The sequence below is a fragment of the Ferroacidibacillus organovorans genome, assembly GCF_001516615.1.
In the GTDB taxonomy this organism is placed as follows: Bacteria; Bacillota; Bacilli; order Alicyclobacillales; family SLC66; genus Ferroacidibacillus; species Ferroacidibacillus ferrooxidans_B.
Genome location: NZ_LPVJ01000058.1, coordinates 15,787 through 36,837 on the forward strand (window position 1 = coordinate 15,787; position 21,051 = coordinate 36,837).

The 21,051-nt window shown below is 52.8% G+C and carries 36 protein-coding genes and 1 pseudogene; 1 reads left to right on the plus strand and 36 read right to left on the minus strand.

What is annotated here, in order from left to right; genetic code table 11:
* Window positions 1-24 precede the first annotated feature (24 nt).
* On the plus strand, window positions 25-846 hold the full coding sequence (gerD, locus tag ATW55_RS12445; RefSeq protein WP_153005156.1) for a spore germination lipoprotein GerD: 822 nt from the start codon (window positions 25-27) through the stop codon (window positions 844-846).
* A 58-nt stretch (window positions 847-904) separates the two neighbouring features.
* Here the strand turns inward: gerD and ATW55_RS12450 are convergent, their stop codons facing one another.
* From ATW55_RS12450 to rplB, 36 genes and pseudogenes are all read right to left on the minus strand, one after another.
* Window positions 905-2,449: a DHA2 family efflux MFS transporter permease subunit gene (locus tag ATW55_RS12450; protein WP_160327250.1), complete on the minus strand. Its 1,545-nt coding sequence runs from the start codon at window positions 2,447-2,449 to the stop codon at window positions 905-907.
* 33 nt (window positions 2,450-2,482) lie between these two features.
* Window positions 2,483-3,214 carry an HlyD family secretion protein gene (locus ATW55_RS12455; protein ID WP_067718182.1) on the minus strand — a complete coding sequence of 244 codons (732 nt, stop codon included), beginning with the start codon at window positions 3,212-3,214 and terminating at the stop codon, window positions 2,483-2,485.
* A 38-nt stretch (window positions 3,215-3,252) separates the two neighbouring features.
* A complete protein-coding gene (locus tag ATW55_RS12460; protein ID WP_067718185.1) occupies window positions 3,253-3,894 on the minus strand; it encodes an efflux RND transporter periplasmic adaptor subunit in 642 nt (213 codons plus the stop codon).
* A 17-nt stretch (window positions 3,895-3,911) separates the two neighbouring features.
* A complete protein-coding gene (locus ATW55_RS12465; RefSeq protein ID WP_067718188.1) occupies window positions 3,912-4,559 on the minus strand; it encodes a TetR/AcrR family transcriptional regulator in 648 nt (215 codons plus the stop codon).
* Between the two features lie 179 nt (window positions 4,560-4,738).
* The gene (locus ATW55_RS17105; protein WP_336433226.1) at window positions 4,739-5,218 is read right to left on the minus strand and encodes a P-loop NTPase; all 480 of its coding nucleotides are present in this window, start codon (window positions 5,216-5,218) and stop codon (window positions 4,739-4,741) included.
* Window positions 5,115-5,834, minus strand: coding sequence for a P-loop NTPase (locus ATW55_RS16575; protein ID WP_235587123.1), 720 nt, complete (start codon window positions 5,832-5,834; stop codon window positions 5,115-5,117). The genes ATW55_RS17105 and ATW55_RS16575 overlap by 104 nt, the downstream gene beginning before the upstream one ends.
* 126 nt (window positions 5,835-5,960) lie before the next feature.
* Window positions 5,961-6,353, minus strand: coding sequence for a 30S ribosomal protein S9 (gene rpsI / locus ATW55_RS12475; RefSeq protein WP_067718193.1), 393 nt, complete (start codon window positions 6,351-6,353; stop codon window positions 5,961-5,963).
* A gap of 20 nt (window positions 6,354-6,373) precedes the next feature.
* Entirely contained in the window at window positions 6,374-6,811 is a 438-nt protein-coding gene (rplM, locus tag ATW55_RS12480) for a 50S ribosomal protein L13 (RefSeq protein ID WP_067718196.1), read from the minus strand.
* Window positions 6,812-6,876: 65 nt separating this feature from the next.
* A complete protein-coding gene (gene truA, locus ATW55_RS12485) occupies window positions 6,877-7,644 on the minus strand; it encodes a tRNA pseudouridine(38-40) synthase TruA (protein ID WP_067718201.1) in 768 nt (255 codons plus the stop codon).
* Between the two features lie 10 nt (window positions 7,645-7,654).
* Window positions 7,655-8,026, minus strand: a complete 372-nt coding sequence (gene rplQ / locus ATW55_RS12490; protein ID WP_067718323.1) for a 50S ribosomal protein L17 — start codon at window positions 8,024-8,026, stop codon at window positions 7,655-7,657.
* Between the two features lie 38 nt (window positions 8,027-8,064).
* The gene (locus ATW55_RS12495; RefSeq protein WP_067718204.1) at window positions 8,065-9,009 is read right to left on the minus strand and encodes a DNA-directed RNA polymerase subunit alpha; all 945 of its coding nucleotides are present in this window, start codon (window positions 9,007-9,009) and stop codon (window positions 8,065-8,067) included.
* 63 nt (window positions 9,010-9,072) lie between these two features.
* The gene (gene rpsD, locus ATW55_RS12500) at window positions 9,073-9,705 is read right to left on the minus strand and encodes a 30S ribosomal protein S4 (protein ID WP_067718208.1); all 633 of its coding nucleotides are present in this window, start codon (window positions 9,703-9,705) and stop codon (window positions 9,073-9,075) included.
* A 60-nt stretch (window positions 9,706-9,765) separates the two neighbouring features.
* Window positions 9,766-10,176, minus strand: coding sequence for a 30S ribosomal protein S11 (gene rpsK, locus ATW55_RS12505; RefSeq protein WP_067561629.1), 411 nt, complete (start codon window positions 10,174-10,176; stop codon window positions 9,766-9,768).
* A gap of 12 nt (window positions 10,177-10,188) precedes the next feature.
* Complete coding sequence (gene rpsM, locus ATW55_RS12510) at window positions 10,189-10,557, minus strand: 30S ribosomal protein S13 (protein ID WP_067718212.1); 369 nt, start codon at window positions 10,555-10,557, stop codon at window positions 10,189-10,191.
* A 40-nt stretch (window positions 10,558-10,597) separates the two neighbouring features.
* Window positions 10,598-10,711: a 50S ribosomal protein L36 gene (gene rpmJ, locus ATW55_RS12515; RefSeq protein ID WP_067561623.1), complete on the minus strand. Its 114-nt coding sequence runs from the start codon at window positions 10,709-10,711 to the stop codon at window positions 10,598-10,600.
* Window positions 10,712-10,738: 27 nt separating this feature from the next.
* On the minus strand, window positions 10,739-10,957 hold the full coding sequence (gene infA / locus ATW55_RS12520) for a translation initiation factor IF-1 (protein WP_067561620.1): 219 nt from the start codon (window positions 10,955-10,957) through the stop codon (window positions 10,739-10,741).
* An 81-nt stretch (window positions 10,958-11,038) separates the two neighbouring features.
* Window positions 11,039-11,785 (minus strand): type I methionyl aminopeptidase, encoded by a 747-nt coding sequence (map, locus tag ATW55_RS12525; protein WP_067718216.1) that lies wholly within the window; start codon window positions 11,783-11,785, stop codon window positions 11,039-11,041.
* A complete protein-coding gene (locus tag ATW55_RS12530; protein WP_067718219.1) occupies window positions 11,782-12,435 on the minus strand; it encodes an adenylate kinase in 654 nt (217 codons plus the stop codon). The genes map and ATW55_RS12530 overlap by 4 nt, the downstream gene beginning before the upstream one ends.
* Before the next feature lie 23 nt (window positions 12,436-12,458).
* Complete coding sequence (gene secY, locus ATW55_RS12535; RefSeq protein ID WP_067718223.1) at window positions 12,459-13,757, minus strand: preprotein translocase subunit SecY; 1,299 nt, start codon at window positions 13,755-13,757, stop codon at window positions 12,459-12,461.
* The gene (rplO, locus tag ATW55_RS12540; RefSeq protein WP_067718225.1) at window positions 13,757-14,200 is read right to left on the minus strand and encodes a 50S ribosomal protein L15; all 444 of its coding nucleotides are present in this window, start codon (window positions 14,198-14,200) and stop codon (window positions 13,757-13,759) included. The genes secY and rplO overlap by 1 nt, the downstream gene beginning before the upstream one ends.
* Window positions 14,201-14,251: 51 nt before the next feature.
* Window positions 14,252-14,413 (minus strand): 50S ribosomal protein L30, encoded by a 162-nt coding sequence (rpmD, locus tag ATW55_RS12545; RefSeq protein WP_082685838.1) that lies wholly within the window; start codon window positions 14,411-14,413, stop codon window positions 14,252-14,254.
* Window positions 14,414-14,491: 78 nt separating this feature from the next.
* Entirely contained in the window at window positions 14,492-14,989 is a 498-nt protein-coding gene (gene rpsE, locus ATW55_RS12550) for a 30S ribosomal protein S5 (protein ID WP_067718232.1), read from the minus strand.
* Between the two features lie 29 nt (window positions 14,990-15,018).
* A complete protein-coding gene (gene rplR, locus ATW55_RS12555) occupies window positions 15,019-15,387 on the minus strand; it encodes a 50S ribosomal protein L18 (RefSeq protein ID WP_067718236.1) in 369 nt (122 codons plus the stop codon).
* Between the two features lie 19 nt (window positions 15,388-15,406).
* The gene (gene rplF, locus ATW55_RS12560; protein WP_067718240.1) at window positions 15,407-15,946 is read right to left on the minus strand and encodes a 50S ribosomal protein L6; all 540 of its coding nucleotides are present in this window, start codon (window positions 15,944-15,946) and stop codon (window positions 15,407-15,409) included.
* Between the two features lie 93 nt (window positions 15,947-16,039).
* Window positions 16,040-16,374, minus strand: a pseudogene (rpsH, locus tag ATW55_RS12565) (30S ribosomal protein S8); the annotation flags it as partial.
* Between the two features lie 26 nt (window positions 16,375-16,400).
* Window positions 16,401-16,586: a type Z 30S ribosomal protein S14 gene (locus ATW55_RS12570; protein WP_067561590.1), complete on the minus strand. Its 186-nt coding sequence runs from the start codon at window positions 16,584-16,586 to the stop codon at window positions 16,401-16,403.
* 30 nt (window positions 16,587-16,616) lie between these two features.
* The gene (gene rplE / locus ATW55_RS12575; protein WP_067718248.1) at window positions 16,617-17,159 is read right to left on the minus strand and encodes a 50S ribosomal protein L5; all 543 of its coding nucleotides are present in this window, start codon (window positions 17,157-17,159) and stop codon (window positions 16,617-16,619) included.
* Window positions 17,160-17,186: 27 nt separating this feature from the next.
* Window positions 17,187-17,513, minus strand: a complete 327-nt coding sequence (gene rplX / locus ATW55_RS12580) for a 50S ribosomal protein L24 (protein ID WP_082685835.1) — start codon at window positions 17,511-17,513, stop codon at window positions 17,187-17,189.
* Window positions 17,514-17,526: 13 nt separating this feature from the next.
* Complete coding sequence (gene rplN, locus ATW55_RS12585) at window positions 17,527-17,895, minus strand: 50S ribosomal protein L14 (RefSeq protein ID WP_067561585.1); 369 nt, start codon at window positions 17,893-17,895, stop codon at window positions 17,527-17,529.
* 46 nt (window positions 17,896-17,941) lie between these two features.
* Window positions 17,942-18,208, minus strand: coding sequence for a 30S ribosomal protein S17 (gene rpsQ, locus ATW55_RS12590; protein WP_067718251.1), 267 nt, complete (start codon window positions 18,206-18,208; stop codon window positions 17,942-17,944).
* A 23-nt stretch (window positions 18,209-18,231) separates the two neighbouring features.
* On the minus strand, window positions 18,232-18,429 hold the full coding sequence (rpmC, locus tag ATW55_RS12595; protein ID WP_067561581.1) for a 50S ribosomal protein L29: 198 nt from the start codon (window positions 18,427-18,429) through the stop codon (window positions 18,232-18,234).
* Window positions 18,419-18,853, minus strand: coding sequence for a 50S ribosomal protein L16 (gene rplP, locus ATW55_RS12600; protein ID WP_067561577.1), 435 nt, complete (start codon window positions 18,851-18,853; stop codon window positions 18,419-18,421). The genes rpmC and rplP overlap by 11 nt, the downstream gene beginning before the upstream one ends.
* Window positions 18,854-18,872: 19 nt before the next feature.
* On the minus strand, window positions 18,873-19,538 hold the full coding sequence (rpsC, locus tag ATW55_RS12605; RefSeq protein WP_067718255.1) for a 30S ribosomal protein S3: 666 nt from the start codon (window positions 19,536-19,538) through the stop codon (window positions 18,873-18,875).
* Window positions 19,539-19,554: 16 nt separating this feature from the next.
* Window positions 19,555-19,887, minus strand: a complete 333-nt coding sequence (gene rplV, locus ATW55_RS12610; RefSeq protein ID WP_067718258.1) for a 50S ribosomal protein L22 — start codon at window positions 19,885-19,887, stop codon at window positions 19,555-19,557.
* A gap of 22 nt (window positions 19,888-19,909) precedes the next feature.
* Entirely contained in the window at window positions 19,910-20,191 is a 282-nt protein-coding gene (rpsS, locus tag ATW55_RS12615; RefSeq protein ID WP_067718262.1) for a 30S ribosomal protein S19, read from the minus strand.
* A 20-nt stretch (window positions 20,192-20,211) separates the two neighbouring features.
* Entirely contained in the window at window positions 20,212-21,042 is an 831-nt protein-coding gene (rplB, locus tag ATW55_RS12620) for a 50S ribosomal protein L2 (RefSeq protein WP_067718266.1), read from the minus strand.
* Window positions 21,043-21,051: the final 9 nt, after the last annotated feature.

A 21,051-nucleotide genomic window follows, 5' to 3' on the forward strand; every position in this document is an offset into this window, starting at 1 on the left:
CTTGCTGAAGAAAGAAGGTGAATCATGATGAAATCAGCAAAAAACACCGTACACTTCTGGTTGATCGGACTTGGGTTGACCGCTGCGCTTGCGGGTTGCGGACTGGGCGGTTCGACTTCCGCAGAAGTGTCAAATGTTTCATCGCAGGGAGGATCTTCTTCACAAGGACAGGATGGACAAACGGCGGGCCAAGGAGGGTCGCCGGGGTCAACTGGCAAGCCAGGTCAGATGAGCAGTGGAACGGCATACCCTGACCTGAAAGCGATGGTGCTTGACATCCTTCACAGCAAAGAGGGAATGGCCACACTTCGCGATACCATGACGAGCCCCGAATTCAAACGGCTCTCCGTGGTTACACAGGCTGACATCAGTTCGGCCGTAGAAAAAACACTTCAACAGGGCAAGAACAAGAATCTGCTGACCGAACAGATGAAAGACCCGCAATTTGCCGCAGCCGTTGTCAATGCTTCAAAGGAGCAATTGACAAGCGTGCAAAAACAATTGATGACCGATCCAGCGTATCAAAAGGATCTGCTCGCCCTCATGAAGTCGCCCGAGTATCAAAAAATGCAGTTTGATCTTCTGAAGACGCCTGAGTACCGAAAAGAAATCATGATGATTATGACGGAGGCGCTTCAATTGCCCACCTTTCGACTGCTCTTTCAGGATAGTATGAAGGAGGCGGTAAAGCAGGCGGGAGGCGGCGATAAGGAGAAAATCGGGAAAACCCAGGGAACGTCTGCAAAAGGGCAGTCGGGAAAAGGGGATCAAGAGGGCAGTCAAAAAGACAAGCAGAGTGACTCCTCAAACGGTGAAAACGAGAACAGCGGCGGGTCATCATCATAAAAAGGTTCGCAGGATTCATGCCTGCGAACCTTTTTCACCTCAGGGGAAACATCCCATTCTATTCCACAAGTGCCGCTGATCGTCCCCCGCGCTGTGCCAATTCGAGTGGAGGTTTCTTTTTCCCGATAAAAAGCACGGACAAAAAACCCAAAACGGAAATGATCGCCGCGACGACAAACGCTGCCTGTGTGCCATGCTCAAAAGCGATTTGTTGGAGTTCTCCGACAAGTGAGGTCAACTGCGTCGAGCTTGTGATACCAAAAACGGAAGGGATTCCCGTCAAATTGATTTGTGATAGATTGTGAAGGCTCAAACGCTGAAGATACGTAATCAAATTTGACGTAGACTGGGATTGCATCACTGTACTGAGATACGCAGTCCCAATCGACCCTGCGACATTTCTCATCGTATTTTGAAGTGCGGTCGCCCGACTGACCATGTCCCTTGGCACATCGTTCATGCCTGCCGTGGAAAGCGGCATCATGGAAAGTCCCATACCCGCCTGGCGGAACATATAGACAAGCAGGATCGTGCCAAACGTCCAATTGAGGTTAATGCCCATCAAAAGTATGGATCCAACAAGCATGATCGCCAAGCCAATAATGCCAAGCGGCCGCGCGCCGATACGATCAAACAAAACGCCGGAAATCGGCATAAGCACACCTGTCACAATCGCACCAGGCAGTGTCAGAAGCCCCGTCTCAAGCGGTGTAAAGCCGAGACTGTTTTGCAAAAATACTGGAAGGATAAAAAGTGCCCCAAGCATGGATATGCTCAGCAAACTGGATGTGATGATCGAGACGAGGAACACCTTGCGCTTGAAGAGACGCAGATCGAGCATCGGATTTTTTGCCGTAAGTTCAATTGCCACAAAAAATGCCAGCAAGATGATGCCAACGGTCAAAAAGGAAAGGATGGTGATGGATCCCCAGCCGTCGGCAGGCGCTTCAGAGAGCGCGTAGAGCACACAAAAGAATCCGCCAAGTGATGTGAGAAACCCAGCGATGTCAAGGCGCTCTGTCGAGCGCGCAGGCATTTTGGGGATCGATGCGGTGACCATGAAGAAGCTCAAGAAGCCAATCGGCACGTTGATATAGAAAATCAGCCGCCAATTGAGATACTCCACAAAGTACCCGCTCAGTGTAGGGCCAAGCGCTGGCGCGAACATGAGCGCGATGCCCCAGATCCCCATGATGGTGCCGCGACGTTCTGGTTTTGACATGCTAAAGAGAATCGTCATCGAAACAGGCATCAGCATCGCTCCGCCAATCGCCTGAAGCACGCGAAAAACAATGATCGACTGCGTGCTCCACGACAATCCACAAAGCGCCGATCCCAAGGTAAAGATGCCAAGCGCCAGAAGATAGATCCGCTTCTGGCCAAAGCGATCGCCGAGATAGCCACTCACGGGTGTGAGCATCCCTGTCACGAGCAGGTATGCCGTGATGACCCACTCAATCTCATTCTGAGTCGCTGAAAACACCGACATCATCTTTGGGATGGCGACGTTCACGACGGTATTGTCAAGAATCGCCATGAAAACGCCGAACACGACACTGATGAGGGCGAGCGGACTCATACCAAACCGTTCTTTAAACGACACGCGCTTTCCCCCCTTGACCTTCATCTAACTTGCTCAATTGTTGTTGACGTGAATCGTAACGACTGCATTCATGCCCGGCACGACCGGTTTTCCGGAATACCCGCCATTCAGGCTGATCACAACAGGAATGCGTTGCACTACTTTGGTGTACGAGCCGGATGCGGCTGAAATGTTTGGAACAAGTGAGAACGCGGACTGCGTCGCGTTGCCGATCGATTGCACCGTACCTTTAAACGTCGTGTTGGGAATGCCGTCAATGGCAACATCCACATTCTGCCCCACCATGACATGACGTATTTCTGTCTCTGGGATATTCGCAGTCACATTCAGGTCGCCGAGGTTCACCACTTCCGCCAACACTTGCCCCGGTTGCACCACTTGACCGTTTTGCGCGTTGTTTTGAATAATAGTTCCGCTAATGGGGGACAAAATGGATTCCGCATTGTCAAGCCTCTGGCGATAGGTCGCGTTATGCGCGACAAGCCCACTCAAAAGCGGGTTCATTGCGAGCACAGAGCTGTTGGACTCCGTGCCAAGCACATCAGATTGATTGACCGTCGTGTTCACCGCCGCATCCCACGTGTTGAGACGGCCGGCATATTGCACGGTGATCGGAACAATCGTGCCTGTAACCTGTGCGTCTTGCGATGTGACAAAATTAATTGAGTTTGTGTAATACAAATAGCCGCCGAATAATGCGCCAATCAAAACAACGAGCACGATAAGGTTGATGAGGATGACACGTACGATGCTGCTGTTTGCCAAAACGTTTCACTCCATTTCACAGAAAAAGTTACCTGCAATCAATTGCGGTTGATAGACACCTCTGCGGACAGACCCGGAATGAGCTGTTTGCCTTCTGTACCGTTGATCGTGATATAGACAGGAACCCGCTGCACTACTTTGTTAAAATTGCCCGTCAAACTCGTGTTGGGGATTCCTTCTGTCAATACGGTCGAAGCGCTGCCGATTTGGCTGACCGTTCCCGTAAAAAGCGTCCCAGGATACGCGTCAATCGTGATGTTTACCGGTTTTCCCACTGCGACATTGCTGATATCCGTCTCGTTCACGTTGGCGACAATCTGCAAATTGTTCAGGTTGCTCATGGTACCGAGCGATTCTCCCGGCACGACAACTTCGCGATCAACTGCGTTGTTTTGCAGGAACGTTCCTGTAATGGGCGCTGTGATGTCCGTAGTCCCTGTCAAACCCTGCACTTGTCCAATCACCGTACCTTTTTGCACCGTGGCGCCGTCACTGACACGCCAATTGACAAGCGTTCCGTCAGCTGGAGACGTGATTTGGCTCATCGTCCCTTGAATGCTTGCATTATCTGTTGTTACGTAGTTTTGCTGCTGATAAATGTAATACCCCCCACCGCCAATCACCACGATGGCGGCGAGAATGCTGATGATCGAAAGACTGACTGTGCGCGGATTCGCCACACAGAACCCCCCTTACGTTAATTCATGTCATGATTCGGTGAATCAAGTGCATGGTTTTCATAGGCATCTACAATCGTCTTCACAAGGCAGCGCGTCAGACGCTCATCGCTCAGTTGCGCCATCTCGATCGGCGTCCGCTTGCGCATCGAGGCCGCCCCGTGAAGCGAAGTCATGATGATATGGGCAAGAATCGGGTAATCCCCTTCCTTGATAGCCCCCTTCTCGTGCATGGCCTCAAAATAGCGAACGATCATCCCGCGCATCTTCCACATAAATTCACGCAGTAGATCAGAAATTTCCGGCTGGCTGAACGCCTCTGAAAAACCGAGCATGAGAATGTCGCTCTGCGCCGTCACCTGCAAGAGGTAGTCCGAAACAAACTGGCTCAATCCTTCTTCAAGCGTGCCCTGGAGATACGGCGCTAGATCCTGCGGGATCTTCATCTGCATCAGCGCCTGCTTAACCGCGACGCGCAGCAGATCGAGCTTGCTCCCAAAGTGCCGAAACAGTGTCACTTCATTCACACCCGCCCGCTCAGCAATTCCGCGTGTGCTTGCTCCCTTATAACCGCGCTGCGTAAATTCGGTCAGGGCCGCTCGCAAAATACGAGCGTGTGTATCCTGATCAGTGGATGAGACCTGCGAATTCTGCGACGCATCATCCAAACGGGCTCCCTCCTCTCGATGCATGCAAGTTATCACTTGCGCAAGTATGTACTTGCATTATAACAAATTATCCGCTCCATACAAGTGAATCAACAAAAAAAGCATGCCCTTTATTCACACAGGCATGCTTTGTCATCGTTTATACAAATGATCAGTAACTTACAAAACCTAGACAACCGTCACTCACGCGCAGCCGCGAGCGCTTCAAGCCTCAAGTCTGACGCCACCTGCTGTGCCAAGAGATCGAAAGCTTGGCCTTGGAGCGAATCCCGTGCGAAAATACCTTGCGTCCCTTCCATCGGCTCACCCATCGGGATCTGCGCCAATACGCTTGTTTGCAATCCGTCTGCCACTTGCGCGCCGCCGCCCTGTCCGAATAGATACGTGCGTTCACCACAGCCCTTGCACTGATAAAACGCCATGTTCTCGATGACACCGAGGATCTCATGCTTTGTATGAAGCGCCATGAGCCCCGCGCGAATCGCCACATCCGCCGCCGTCTGCTGTGGTGTCGTCACGATCAGTTCCTTGCTGCGCGGAAACATGTTATGGACATCAAGCGCCATGTCGCCGGTCCCAGGCGGAAGATCCAAGAGCACTACGTCGAGCGTACCCCAATGGACTTCTTGAAAGAAGTTTCGCAGCATCTTGCCAAGCATCGGACCGCGCCAAATGATCGGACGATTGTCCGGGACAAAAAAATTGCATGCTGACAAGCTTGATCCCCTTCACCTGAACCGGCATCACCACATTCTCAACAACTGCCGGCTTTACATCCGCCACGCCAAAAAGGTTCGGCAGCGAGAATCCGTAGATATCCGCATCAATGACGCCCACACGATAGCCTAACCGTCCGAGCGCCACCGCGAGATTCGCAGTCACGGTCGACTTGCCGACGCCGCCTTTGCCACTTGCAATCGCGACAAACTCCGTGAGTGTGTCGGGCTTTAAGAGATCGGGTGTTTGCTGGGCCGTCGCGTCAGGGCCTTTTAGCTTTGCGGCGAAACGTTGCCGCTCCTCATCAGACATCGTGCCGATCACCACGTTCACATCGGTGACCCCTTCAACGCGCAACACCGCCTCGCGCACCTGGTCTTCAATCACCGTGCGAAGCGGACAACCGCGAATGGTTAAAAGCACTTCAACATGAACGGTTGTGCCTTTGATTTCAATTGACTTGACCATATCCATCTCAACAATACTGCGCTGAACCTCAGGATCCTGTACGTCTTTTAACGCGTCGAGAATGGCTTCTCTCGCAACTCCGCTCGACATGTCTCAACACCTCCATCTGACATGAATTGTAACACGAAAAAGGTACTCCTCTCTTGCCGAGGAGTACCTTTTTGAAACACTGACACACTTGTTCGATAAACGTTGACAACTGTGGCAAGCGAAACGTCAGCGCTTGGAAAACTGTGGTGCGCGCCGCGCCGCTTTGAGACCGTATTTTTTGCGCTCTTTCATGCGCGCGTCGCGCGTCAGAAGTCCTTCCCGCTTAAGCGCAAGGCGCAATTCCGGGTCAACCTTCAAGAGAGCTCTGGCGATTCCGTGGCGAATTGCGCCTGCCTGACCAGAGATACCTCCACCCTGGACGTTTACAAGCACATCATAGCGACCGAGTGTATCCGTGACGAGAAACGGCTGTTTCACGATCAGCTTCAATGTCTCAAGACCAAAGTATTCATCCATGGTGCGGTTATTGATACGCACAACGCCTTCGCCAGGCAACAATCGCACACGCGCCACCGACGTTTTGCGGCGGCCTGTTCCCCAATATTGAACGAGAGCCATGATTCTCCTCCTTTCTGCGATTATTCGTTGATCACGAGCGGTTTCGGCTGTTGCGCCTGGTGCGGATGTTCCGGACCCGCATACACCTTTAGCTTCGTATACAATTGCGCGCCAAGGCTGTTTTTCGGAAGCATTCCTTTGACAGCCGCCTCAAGTACACGCTCTGGGTGCGTGCGCAACATATCAATCGCTTTGATTTCGCGCAATCCACCGGGATAACCAGAATGGCGGAAATACCCTTTATCCGTCAGCTTCTTTCCTGTAAACACAACTTTTTCGGCATTGACTACTACGACAAAGTCGCCGACATCCGTATGCGGAGTAAATTCAGGCTTGTGCTTTCCGCGCAAGACGGACGCAATCTCAGTCGCGAGGCGACCGACGCGTTTGCCCGCTGCGTCGACAACATACCAGTTTCTCTCAACCGCACCCGGCTTAGCCATATAGGTCGTTCGCATGGGTGTTCCTCCTAAATTTCATTCCATTCGCTGATCCAACGCATTGAATTTTAGAGTACCGTAACTCAATGGGTTTCGTCAAGATACGGCCACGGCTTGTAAGAGATCTGCCACAGGCACAGCCCTTTGGCAGGCGCTGTGGGACCCGCCTTCGCGCGATTTTTTGCGGCGAGCATCTCCGGGACTTCATCTGCCTGAAAACGCCCTCGACCGACATCGATCAGCGTTCCCGCCATGATGCGCACCATGTTGTGCAAAAACCCGTTGCCAGAGACCGCAAAGAGAATCGAACCCGGTCGCTCTTCCACGTGAAACGCATAGATCTCACGAACCTTTTCCGGTTGCTGTGCGTGTACATAACAAAAGGACGAGAAATCGTGAATCCCTAAGAAATAGCGACTCGCAACCTGCATCGCGCGCACACTCAGTGAATATGGAACGTGAACCGCGTACCTCGCACGAAAGACGTCTGGTACAGCGCCCGTGTCCAACTCATAGCGATAGGTCTTCCACGTGACATCGTGGCGCACATGAAACGTATCAGGCACGATATCCACGCGCGGCACCGTCAGATCAACAGGAAGGTGCGCGCGTAGTATATAGCGCAGATGATCCGCTGAAAACGGGCAATGGTCCACATCAAAATGAACCATCTGCCCAATCGCATGAACGCCTGCATCGGTGCGACTTGCGCCGACAACACGAATCTCTCGTGAGAAGACGCGGGACAGCACACGATCCAATTCACCCTGGACGGTCCGCAAGGAACCCTGTGTCTGAAAGCCGCGAAACCCTGTGCCGTCATAGGCGACGACGAGACGGATCCGAGTCATACAGTGCAGTCTACTCGACGAGTTCGATGTAGACCATCTCTGTCGCGTCACCGCGACGTGGTCCGAGTTTGAGAATGCGCGTGTAACCGCCTTGACGTTCTGCGAATTTCGGACCAATCTCCGTGAACAACTTTTGCAGCACATTTTGCGATGCTTCACCCTCGACCTGCACCATCTCCGGGCGAACATACGCCGCGGCAAGACGACGGGAATGCAGATCTCCGCGCTTGGCGAGTGTGATCATTTTATCCGCGAGTTTGCGAAGCTCTTTTGCTTTCGCTTCTGTCGTGCGAATCCGTCCATACATAAAGAGATCCGTGACGAGACTGCGAAACATCGCTTCGCGGGAACCCGTGCGCCGATTGAGCTTGCGATAGCCCATGGCCATTGTAACTCCTCCTTCAGCCTCTCAGCCTTGTCTCACTCGTCTGGGCGCAAACCCAACTCGAGACGTTCCAGCTTTTCTAGCACTTCCTCAAGCGACTTGCGCCCAAGGTTGCGCACCTTCATCATTTCTTCTTCCGTGCGGGAACAAAGTTCCGCGACCGTGTTGATTCCTGCACGCTTTAGGCAATTATAGGAACGCACCGAAAGATCCAGCTCTTCGATGGTCATATCCAACGCCTTGTCATGCCTTTCGTCACCGCGCTCAAGTGTCGTATCAAGCGGGCGTCCGTGATCCGTCAAACGGCGAAATGGGTCAAACTGTTCGATCAAGATGCGGGATGCGTCGCTCACTGCTTCATCAGGGCGCACACTGCCATCCGTCCACACCTCAAGTGTCAGCTTGTCATAATCGGTAATCTGCCCAACACGCGTGTTCTCAACCTGATAGTTCACGCGGTAGATCGGGGAGAAGATCGAATCGATAGGCAGCACGCCGATCTCTTGCTCTTCGCCTTTGTTGAGATTCGCCGGAATGTAACCGCGTCCAGTTCGCGCCATCATCTCGACATAGATGCGGGAACCCGGCGCAAGCGTCGCAATGTGCAGATCCGGATTGAGGATCTCCACATCCGAGTCGCCACGAATGTCACCTGCGCGAATCTCCCCAGGTTGATCGATGTCAATAATCAGTCGCTTGTACTCGTCAGAGTGAATCTTCAACGCCAGTTTTTTGACATTGAGAATAAACTCTGTCGTATCTTCCACAACGCCTGGAATCGTTGAAAACTCATGCAATACGCCCTCAATTTTGACGGACGTTACAGCCGCTCCCTCCAGTGATGAAAGGAGAACCCTGCGCAACGAATTTCCAAGTGTCGTTCCGTAACCACGGTCAAGCGGTTCGACGACGAACTTGCCGTACTTTCCATCCTCACTGATCTCTTCGATCAGGATGCGTGATTTTTCCCTATCGTTCATCCACTAACCCTCCCTCAGGACGAAGCCGACCCGCGCACCAGCGCGAAATCGGGCAGGTCGCACTTATCGCGAGTAATATTCGATGATCAGTTGCTCCGTGACTGGTGCATCGATTTCTTCGCGTGCGGGCAGGCGTGTCACTTTACCGCTTCGCGTGACCATGTCGCGTTCGAGCCACGACAATACGGTTTTTCCTTCCGCCGCTTCGAGCAACTCTTTGAACTTGGCAGATGCGGCACTTTTCTCGCGAACGCTCACCGTCTCGCCAACACGCATTTGGTAGGATGGAATATCAACGCGACGGCCATTGATCTCAAAGTGACCGTGCTTAACAAGTTGACGCGCTTCCGGCCGGGATGCTGCAAAACCGAGACGGTACACGACGTTGTCAAGGCGCGTTTCGAGCAATTGCAACAGTGTGTCACCCGTGATGCCTTTGCGGCGCGCCGCTTCATCGTAATACGCGCGAAACTGCTTTTCGAGCACGCCGTACATTTTGCGCGCCTTTTGCTTTTCGCGAAGCTGTAATCCGTACTCACTGGTACGTTTACGGCCTTGCGATTGGCCGTGTTGGCCAGGTGCATAACCGCGGCGGTCAATTGCACACTTATCCGTGTAGCAACGCTCACCTTTTAGGTAGAGCTTTAATCCCTCGCGGCGGCAAATTCTGCAGACAGGGTCAGAATATCGAGCCATTCTGTGATTGACACCTCCATAAATTCATCAAGACGCGAGCCTTCTCGCGCATGGTTTGCGTTATACGCGACGGCGTTTCGGAGGGCGGCATCCATTGTGCGGAATCGGCGTTACATCGCGGATCGCAGAAACTTCAAGCCCCACGGACTGAAGGGAGCGAATCGCCGCCTCGCGGCCTGCGCCAGGTCCCTTGACATAGACTTCGACCGATTTCATGCCGTGTTCCATCGCAGCCTGACCGGCAGATTCTGCAGCCATTTGCGCTGCAAATGGCGTGCTTTTGCGAGAGCCTTTGAATCCCAAACCACCAGAACTCGCCCAACTGATCGCATTTCCGGTTGGATCCGTGATCGTAACAATGGTGTTGTTAAACGTCGAGCGAATGTGCGCGATTCCCACTTCAACATTTTTGCGGTCCCGACGCTTTGGTCGAGCGGTTGCAGCCGATTTGCGTTTAACCTTAGTCGCCACGTGTAGACCTCCTTATTTCTTCTTGCCAGCAACCGTGCGACGCGGGCCTTTGCGCGTACGCGCATTGGTTTTGCTCCGCTGTCCACGAACCGGCAGCCCCTTGCGATGGCGAACGCCACGGAAAGAACCGATTTCGATAAGACGTTTGATGTTCAGTGCAATCTCACGACGAAGATCGCCTTCAACCTTTAGGGTCTTGTCGATTTCATCGCGAAGTTTTTGCACTTCTTCATCCGAAAGATCGCGAACACGCGTATCCTTGTTAATTCCTGTTTTCTCCAGGATCGCATTTGCGGTCGGACGGCCAATGCCAAAAATGTAGGTTAAGCCAATCTCCACGCGCTTGTCGCGAGGCAAGTCGACGCCTGCGATACGTGCCATTTACTGCACCTCCTAATAGTCTTTCAATCTTTGCATCAGGTTAACCCTGCCGTTGCTTGTGTTTTGGATTTTCGCAAATGACCATCACGTTGCCTTTGCGACGAATGATCTTGCATTTTTCGCAGATCGGCTTGACGGAAGGACGTACTTTCACGTCGTGCGCCTCCTCTCACAAGGTCAATTACTTGTAGCGATACGTGATCCGGCCCCGAGTGAGATCGTAGGGTGACAACTCCACCGTCACTCTGTCTCCAGGCAAGATCTTGATGTAGTTCATACGAATCTTACCGGATACATGCGCAAGAATCTTATGGCCATTCTCCAGTTCAACTCGGAACATTGCGTTTGGCAGCGGCTCGATCACTTTACCTTCGACTTCAATGACATCGTCTTTCGCCACGCATGGCACCCCTTTTTCTGCTTCATTCGCCTGTTGCCCCTCTCCCTTGACATAGGGGAAGGCGTCTTACGATTTGCTCGGTCACAGCGCAGTCAAGATGAGCGGTCCATCTTCCGTAACGGCGATGGTGTGCTCAAAGTGCGCACAAAGCGATCCGTCCGCCGTAACCACCGTCCAGTTGTCCGAGAGGGTCCGCACCTCATAGCTGCCTGCATTGACCATCGGTTCAATCGCAAGTACCATTCCGGGACGCAACCGCGGGCCTTTGCCCGCCGGGCCAAAGTTTGGAATCTGGGGAGACTCATGCATCTCGCGCCCGATGCCGTGTCCGACGTAATCGCGCACGATCGAACCGCCTTGCGCCTCGACATACATTTGTATGGCGTGAGAGACATCTGACAGACGATTGTCTACGCGCACGTACTTAATCCCCTCGTAAAGCGACTGCTCCGTGACATCAAGAAGCGCCTGCGCCACCGGATGAATCTGCCCCACAGCGTACGTGAATGCGGAATCTCCGTGATACCCATTCCACTTCGCACCGACATCAATCGAAACAATATCCCCTTCGCGCAACACCCGTTTTCCGGGAATCCCGTGCACCAGCTCCTCATTCACCGATGCGCAAATGGAAGCCGGAAATCCGTTATACCCTTTAAACGACGGTGTCGCATCATGCGCGCGAATGAGCTTCTCCGCCTCGGCGTCAAGCTCTGCCGTTGTGATTCCCGGTTGCACGAGCGTGCGCATTAACTGATGCACCTGCGCCACAATGCGCCCGGCCTCACGCATGATCTCTAACTCGCGTTGAGACTTCAGCGTGATCAACGTGCACTCCCCCGCAGCGTATCACGAATCTGGCTGTACACCGTATCAATGGGTTGTTCCCCATCAATCCGCGTCAATACACCGCGTTCGCGATAACGCTCAACGAGCACCTGCGTGCGCTGCAAGTTTTCCTCAATGCGCACGGCCACCGCTTCTGGCGTATCGTCGCTCCGCTGAATGAGCGCAGTCCCGCAACGATCGCAAAGGCCATCTTGCGCTGGCGGGTGAAACACCAGATGGTACGAGGCGCCACATGACGGACACACGCGCCGCCCAGTGATTCGCGCAAGTAACTCAGACGGACTCACTTCAAGGTACAAAACGTGCGTAACGGGTTTGCCTTGCCTGTCAAGCACATCATCGAGCGCTGTCGCCTGTGGTACAGTGCGCGGGAATCCATCGAGCAGGAACCCGGTTTTGCAATCCTCTTTCATCAAGCGGTCTTCCACGACGCGAATCGTCAATTCATCAGGTACAAGGAGTCCGGCATCCAGGTACCCCTTGACTTCTTCGCCAAGCGGTGTCCCTGCGGCGCGTGCAGCCCTGAACATGTCTCCGGTTGCGATATGGGGGATCTGGAACTCTTCAGTAATCGAAGTCGCCTGCGTTCCCTTGCCCGCCCCGGGCAACCCCAGGAATACGATCTGCATGTTACTGCCCCCTGCGCATCGCGTTAGCGAATGAAGCCTCGATAACTGCGCTGCAAAATCTGCCCCTCAAGCTGTCGCATGGTGTCAAGCGCGACGGTGATGACGATCAAAAACGACGTTCCGCTGTAGTAGCTGTTGATCTGGCTCATGCCGCCAATACTCATGAAAGCGAGCGGCAAGATGGAGACAATGGCTAGAAACAATCCACCAATCAGCGAAAGACGGTTGAGGAGTTGCGTAATGTAATCCTCTGTGGCCTTCCCAGGCCGAATGCCGGGGATGGACCCTGCATTCTTCTGAAGGTTCTCCGCCATCTGCTGCGGGTTCATCTGTACAAGTGTGTAAAAGAATGTGAACCCGATGATCAGCGCGAATTCAAGTGCATCAAAGATCCAGTTGGTTGGCGAGAAAAAGTTCACCAACCACTGCCCCACCGGATTCCCTTGGAAAAATCCTCCGATAATCGCTGGAAGAAACAACAGCGACGTCGCGAAGATGACAGGAATGACCCCTGCCGCGTTTACCTTGATGGGAATGTGCGCGCTCTGACCACCGTACACCGTTGAACCCACTTGCCGTTTTGCATATTGAACAGCGACCCGCCTCACGCCTTGCTGCACAAAGACGATAAACACTGTCATGAGCAAAACCACCGCGAGCAAAATGACCACCTTCAGGACATTCAAGAAAATCTGTCCCGGATGAGCCTGAAACCAGTTCGCGTAAAGCAGCGGTATGACCGTCTCCACGCGCGACAAGATACTAAGCAGGATGATCACGGAAATCCCGTTCCCAATCCCTTTGTCGGTGATCTGCTCTCCAAGCCACATCATGAAGACTGTACCCGCAGTCATCGTGATTGCAATCAGCGCATACGTCCAGATCGACGGGTCGACGATAAATCCGGCGCCCAATTGACGACTGAACGAGAAAGTGAGAGCAACTGCCTGAACGACACCCAACGCAACGGTGAGAAAGCGCGTCCACTGCGTGAGTTTAGCGCGTCCTGTCTCGCCTTCTTTTGACCAGTCATCCCAACGCTGGATAACACCTTGCGAGAGCAACTGGACAATGATGGATGCGGTGACATACGGGTAAATGTTCATCGTAAAGATGGAAAAGCGATTGAGCGCGCCGCCTGAAAAGGTGTTGAGCAGTCCAATCACCGCGCTTTTTGAGGCGAGGGATTGAAGCATCGTCGCGTTGACTCCCGGTACGGGAATGATGACGCCAATGCGATAGACGGCGAGAATCATCAAGGTAAACAGGATGCGCTTGCGCAGATCCTTCGCCCGAAATACACCCGCCAACGTCGACGCCATCAGATCACCTCAACCGTGCCACCCGCATTTTGAATCTTTTCCACAGCGCTTGAAGAAGCCGCGTTTACGTGGATCGTTATGCCCGCCGCGATTTCTCCCTCGCCAAGTAGCTTGACGCCGTCTTTCAGCTTGCGGATGATCCGGCGCTCAAGAAGAAGCTCAGGCGTGACAACTGTTCCCGCCTCAAACGACTTCAACTGACCTACGTTGACAATTGCATACTCCGTTTTAAACGGCTCATTCGAAAAACCACGCTTTGGCAGTCGACGGAAAAGTGGTGTTTGACCACCCTCAAACCCGAGACGCACGCCGCCACCTGAACGCGCCCATTGACCTTTGTGACCGCGCCCTGAAGTTTTTCCAAGACCAGAACCGATACCGCGTCCCAAACGCTTGCGACTTTTGCGCGATCCGGGTTGCGGAGATAGTTCATGAAGATTCATTGCAATCCCTCCGATCGGGTCGTTAAGAAACCCGTTCCGTTTTCACGTCTGTTACGCTTCAATCACTTTATACTGAACGAGATGCGAAACTTTGTCGATCATCCCGCGTAAGGAGGGCGAATCTTCTCGAATGACCGATTGGCGAATCTTGCGAAGCCCCAAGGCCTGTACCGTTGCCTTCTGCTGCTTATTCTGGCCAATCACGCTTTTCATCAAAGTGATTTCCACTTGTTTCACGACGATGCACCTCCTACAAAAACACAGTAAGATCCAGCGTACGCCGAATCACGTTTATCCGCGAATCTCTTCAACCGTTTTACCACGCATTTTCGCAACATCTTCTGGGCGCTTCAACTGACGAAGTCCCTCGAGTGTTGCGTGCACCATGTTGATGGAGTTTGAAGAGCCAAGCGACTTTGTCACAATATCCTTAATCCCTGCAAGTTCAATCACGGCGCGAACAGGACCGCCGGCGATAACACCTGTACCTTCACGCGCTGGTTTAATCAAAACGCGGCCTGCACCAAAACGTCCCAGAATTTCGTGTGGAACAGTCGACTGTTGGAGCGCGACGCTGATGAGATTTTTCTTGGCATCCGCCACGCCCTTCCGTACAGCCTCTTGAACCTCTGAAGCTTTGCCAAGGCCAGCGCCAACATGCCCTTGACCGTCGCCAACGACAACGAGCGCGCTGAAACTGAATCGACGACCGCCTTTTACCACTTTGGCAACGCGGTTGATGTGCACCACTTTCTCATTCAAATCGAGGTTATTCGGATCAATGCGCACCTGCGAGATTCCCTCCTTGTCCTTTCAAGTTAAAACTCGAGGCCCTCTTCACGAGCAGCGTCAGCAAGTGCCTGAATCCGTCCGTGATAGAGATACCCGCCGCGATCAAATACGACAGTTGTAATCCCCGCTTCTTTTGCGCGCTGTGCGACAACGCGTCCAATCGCTTTCGCGGCTTCCACCGTGTTGCCATGTGGGATCTCGACTTTGAGATCTTTCTCCACGGACGATGCGGAAACAAGCGTGCGCGACACCGAGTCATCGATAACTTGCGCATAGATGTGCTTGCCAGAGCGAAACACATTCAACCTCGGGCGCGCAGGGGAACCCGCCAGGTTTTTGCGAATTCGCGAGTGTCTTCTCGCGCGGCCCGCGACTTTATCGACTTTATTAATCACCGTTTACGCCCCCTTCCGGTTATTTCTTACCGGTCTTACCGACTTTGCGGCGAACAACTTCATTTTCATAGCGAATTCCTTTACCCTTGTACGGCTCAGGTCTGCGCAGATCGCGAATTTTGGCTGAGAATGTCCCAACGCGCTCTTTGTCGATGCCCTTTACGATAAGGCGCGTATTCGTAGGAACGTCAATCTCCAGTCCCTCTTCTGCAACCACTTCTACTGGGTGAGAAAATCCAAGCGTCAGTGTAACCTTGTTGCCAGATTTTGTCGCGCGATATCCAACGCCAACGAGATCCAGCACCTTTTCATAACCTTTCGTGACACCCTCAACCATGTTGGAAACCACCGAGCGCGTCGTACCGTGCAAACTGCGGTGCAGCTTTGCGTCGGAAGGACGCTCTACATGAATTTCGTCGGCTTCTACACGTACGATCATGTCCTCATGAAGCGTGCGACTCAACGATCCCTTGGGTCCTTTTACGGTCAGCACGTGGCCTTCCTGGGTGATGGTTACACCCGCAGGCACAACAATCGGCTTTCTGCCAATACGGGACACACCGACACCTCCCTTGTCTAACTGAATCAATTACCAAACGTAGCAGAGAACTTCTCCGCCAACTTTTTGTTGACGTGCTTGACGATCCGTCATGATGCCGCGCGATGTTGAAACAATTGCAATCCCCAACCCACCGAGACGCGCGGCAGCTCATCGGCGCCGGCATAGACGCGCAGGCCTGGCTTGCTGATTCGCTTAAGCCCCGTGATCACCTTCGTGTTTTGCGGACCATACTTCAGGTGTACACGAATCGTGCCCTGTTTTTCATCTGCGATAAACTCGGCATCCCGAATATATCCTTCAGCTTTTAGGATATCGGCGATCGATTTCTTGATCTTCGAGCCAGGAATATCCACCTTTTCATGCCCGACCATGTTGCCGTTTCGAATGCGCGTGAGCATATCCGCAATTGGATCTGACAATACCATGAAACAAAACCTCCTTCCGATTCCCCTTACCAGCTCGCCTTGGTCACGCCAGGCAACTGCCCGTTGTGCGCCAATTGGCGGAAACAAATCCGACAAATCCCAAAGCGACGTAGTACGGAGTGTGGTCGTCCACAACGCGTGCAACGCGTGTACGCCTGCGTGCTGAATTTTGCGGGCCGTGACGCTTTAATGATCATCGACTTTTTTGCCACAGGTGTTCCTCCTTAATCATGCTCACTGCATTATGCAGTGCGAAAAGGCATGCCCATCTCGGTCAACAGCGCGCGCGCTTCTTCATCCGTTCTCGCCGTTGTGACGATAACGATATCCATTCCACGCGTTTTGTCGATCTTGTCATACTCGATCTCTGGGAAAATCAACTGTTCACGGACACCCAACGTGTAGTTTCCGCGTCCGTCAAACGACTTTGGAGAAACGCCGCGAAAGTCGCGCACACGCGGGAGCGCAATGTTGAAAAGCTTGTCGAGAAAGAAAAACATCCGCTCGCCACGAAGTGTTACCTTCACGCCGATTTTTTGATTTTCGCGGAGCTTAAACCCTGCGATCGATTTTTTTGCTCTTGTAATCACCGGTTTTTGACCCGCGATCAGCGTCAGGTCAGTAACTGCATGATCGAGAACCTTCTCATTTTGAGCCGCTTCGCCGACGCCCATATTGATGACAACCTTCTCAATTCTCGGCACCTGCATGATGCTCTTATAGGAGAACTTCTCCATCAGACTCGGCGTTACCGCGCTGACATAGTGATCCTTTAATCTTGCCACGAATATCACCTCGTTTTGACCTGGCTACTAGTCGAGAACTTCACCAGATTTTTTTGCAAAGCGAACCTTGGTTCCATCCTCGAGGACTTTGTAGCCAACGCGAGTCGGACCACCTGTCTTCGGGTCGACCAAAGCGACATTGGAAACATGCAGCGGAGCTTCTTTCTCAACGATTCCGCCTTCCGGTGATTGGAAACTAGGCTTTGTATGCCTCTTGACCATGTTGACACCTTCGACAACAATACGGCTCTCGCGTGGGTAAACCGCCAACACCTTACCCTTTTGATCGCGGTTTTTGCCGGAGATCACAATGACCGTATCGCCTTTTTTAACCTTCAACTTCGGTTGTGTCACGTTATTCCCTCCTTTACAGTACCTCAGGAGCGAGGGAGATGATCTTCATAAAATCCCGATCCCGAAGTTCGCGAGCAACAGGTCCAAAGATCCGCGTCCCACGGGGTCCCTTGTCCTCTTTAATAATGACTGCGGCATTCTCATCAAATCGGATGTACGATCCATCTTCGCGCTGCACACCGCGGCGAGTGCGGACGACGACTGCTTTGACAACATCGCCCTTTTTGACAACGCCCCCTGGTGTTGCACTTTTGACAGAAGCCACAATGATATCTCCGATGTTCGCAGTCTTACGGTTGGAGCCACCCAGTACACGAAAACACATAATCTCTTTCGCACCAGAATTATCGGCGACAACCAGTCTCGTTTGCGGTTGAATCACTGCGAGCGCCTCCCTTCCATAAACTCGATGCTACACTCGCTTTTGATCAAAGAATCTCAGCCTTCTCGACAATCTCCACCAAGCGCCAGTTTTTGTCTTTGCTAAGTGGACGTGTCTCCATGATCCGCACAACATCGCCAATTTTTGCCTCGTTGTACTCATCATGCGCCTTGAACTTTTTCGTGCGCTTTACTCGCTTGCCATAAAGCGGATGACGCATCGTCGTTTCAACGGCCACGACAATGGTTTTTTGCATTTTGTCGCTGACAACCTTACCGCTTCGTACCTTTCGCTCATTACGCACTTCGCTCATCAAACAGCCTCCCTTCGTATCGCTTAACCGATGCCAAGCTCACGTTCGCGCAAAATTGTTTTTGCCCGCGCGATTGCTTTGCGAACTTCGCGAATGCGCATCGGATTCTCACACTGGCCTGTGGCAACCTGAAAACGCAAATTGAACAGTTCACCTTTTAGTGAATCGATATCCTGCAAAATCTCTACGTTTGTCTTCGAACGCATTTCTTTAACCTTCAACCGATTCACCCCCTGCTTCCTGGCGAGTGACAAACTTCGTCTTGATCGGAAGTTTGTGAGCGGCCAGACGCAACGCCTCGCGCGCAACCTCTTCAGGAACACCAGCCAGTTCAAACAGAATACGGCCAGGTTTTACAACGGCCACCCATTTTTCCGGAGACCCCTTACCACTACCCATCCGAGTCTCAGCAGGCTTTGCCGTCACTGGTTTGCTCGGGAAAATCTTGATCCACACTTTACCGCCGCGACGGATGTAGCGTGTCATTGCGATACGAGCAGCTTCAATTTGTCGATTGGTGATCCACGCTGGCTCAAGCGCCTGTAGACCGTATTCACCAAACGTCACCTCGTTGCCGCCCTTGCTCATTCCCGTCATACGGCCGCGATGTTCTTTACGGTGTAAGACGCGCTTTGGCATCAACATGCTTGGTTGCCTCCCTAACTTAGAGTTCGGGCTGTTCCGCCTCTTTTTTCACTTTAGTCGGGAGAATCTCCCCACGATAAATCCATACCTTTACACCAATACGGCCAAATGTCGTATGCGCCTCAGAGAGTGCATAGTCGATATCTGCGCGAAGGGTGTGCAGAGGAACCGTACCTTCTGAATAGCCTTCTGTGCGGGCAATATCCGCACCGCCAAGACGACCAGAGACTTGAACCTTGATCCCTTTCGCTCCTGCGCGAAGCGTTCGCTGCATCGCCTGTTTCATCGCGCGCCGAAATGCTACACGACGCTGCAACTGTAATGCGATGTTGTCCGCAACAAGTTTTGCGTCGAGATCCGCCGATTTGATTTCTGTGATGTTGATGTGCACACGCTTACCGGTCATGTCGCTAAGCGTATTGCGAAGCGTATCCACTTCCGTGCCGCCTTTGCCAATCACCATGCCAGGCTTTGCCGTTTGCACGGTCACATTGATGCGATTCGGTGAACGCTCGATCTGCACGTGGGAGACCGACGCATCCTTCAACCGACGTAACACAAATTCGCGAATGCGCAGGTCTTCGTGCAAGAGACCGCGGTAGTCCTTCTTGGACGCAAACCATTTTGATTCCCAGTCGCGAATGATCCCAATACGCAAGCCTGTTGGGTTTACCTTTTGACCCATGCAGTCAATCCCTCCCTTACTTTTCTGTCACAACAACCGTCACATGGCTCGTATGCTTAAGAATGCTAAAGGCGCGCCCTTGTGAGCGGGGGTGAAATCGTTTCAGTGTAGATCCTTGATCCACAAACACCTTGCTGATGACAAGACGCTCTGTATCCAGGTTGTAATTGTGTTCTGCGTTGGCGATCGCTGATTTTAACACCTTTTCCACGACAGGCGAACCTGCTTTTGGCGTGTGTTTCAAAATTGCGATGGCCTCGCCCACACTTTTACCGCGAATCAGGTCGACAACCAGACGCATCTTACGCGGCGCAATGCGGATGTGTTTTGCCACAGCGCGTGCTTCCATGACTTGCCTCCTCCTTTCGCGATCAGCGTGACCGCGACGACTTCTCGTCGCCAGCATGGCCCTTAAACGTACGTGTCGGGGCAAACTCCCCGAGTTTGTGACCAACCATGTCTTCTGTAATATACACTGGCACATGTTTGCGGCCATCATGCACTGCGATGGTGTGGCCTACAAACTGCGGGAAAATGGTTGAGCGGCGTGACCATGTCTTAAATACGCGCTTCTCATTAGAAGCATTCAACGCTTCAACCTTTTTCAGCAGATGCTCATCCGCAAACGGGCCTTTCTTCAAAGAACGTCCCATGCCTAAAGCCTCCTCTCACACTACTTCTTCCTGCGACGCACAATGTACTTATCCGTATTGTGGTTCTTTTTCCGCGTCTTCTTGCCAAGGGTAGGTTTTCCCCACGGAGACATCGGAGACTTGCGACCAATCGGAGCACGACCTTCACCACCACCGTGTGGGTGATCGTTCGGGTTCATAACGACACCGCGAACGGTCGGGCGAATGCCTTTCCAGCGCGTGCGACCCGCTTTACCGATCGACACGTTCTCGTGATCGAGGTTTCCAACTTGGCCAACCGTCGCGCGGCATTCCTTGCGGACCATGCGAACTTCCCCTGAAGACAGGCGAAGCGTGACGTAGTCACCATCTTTACCGAGCAATTGCGCCTCAGCACCTGCAGCACGCGCCAATTGTCCACCTTTTCCCGGTTTCAACTCCACATTGTGAAGCACCGTTCCGACAGGAATGTTGATAAGCGGCAACGCGTTGCCGACTTTGATATCAACATCTGGACCGGAGTAGATCATATCGCCAACCTTCAAACCAACCGGCGCCAGGATATAGCGCTTCTCACCGTCTGCATAGTTGATCAGCGCGATTCGCGAAGAGCGATTCGGATCGTATTCAACCGTGGCAACGCGGCCTGGTATGCCATCTTTGTCACGTTTAAAATCAATAATCCGATACTGCCGCTTGTGTCCGCCGCCACGATGGCGCACAGTGATCTTACCCTGGTGGTTACGCCCCGCGCGCTTTGGCAGCGGCTTTAGCAGCGACTTTTCTGGCTGGTCTGTCGTAATCTCCTCAAACGTCGAGACCGACATAAACCTGCGTCCCGGGGAAGTCGGTTTATACTTCTTAATCGCCATCTTGATTCC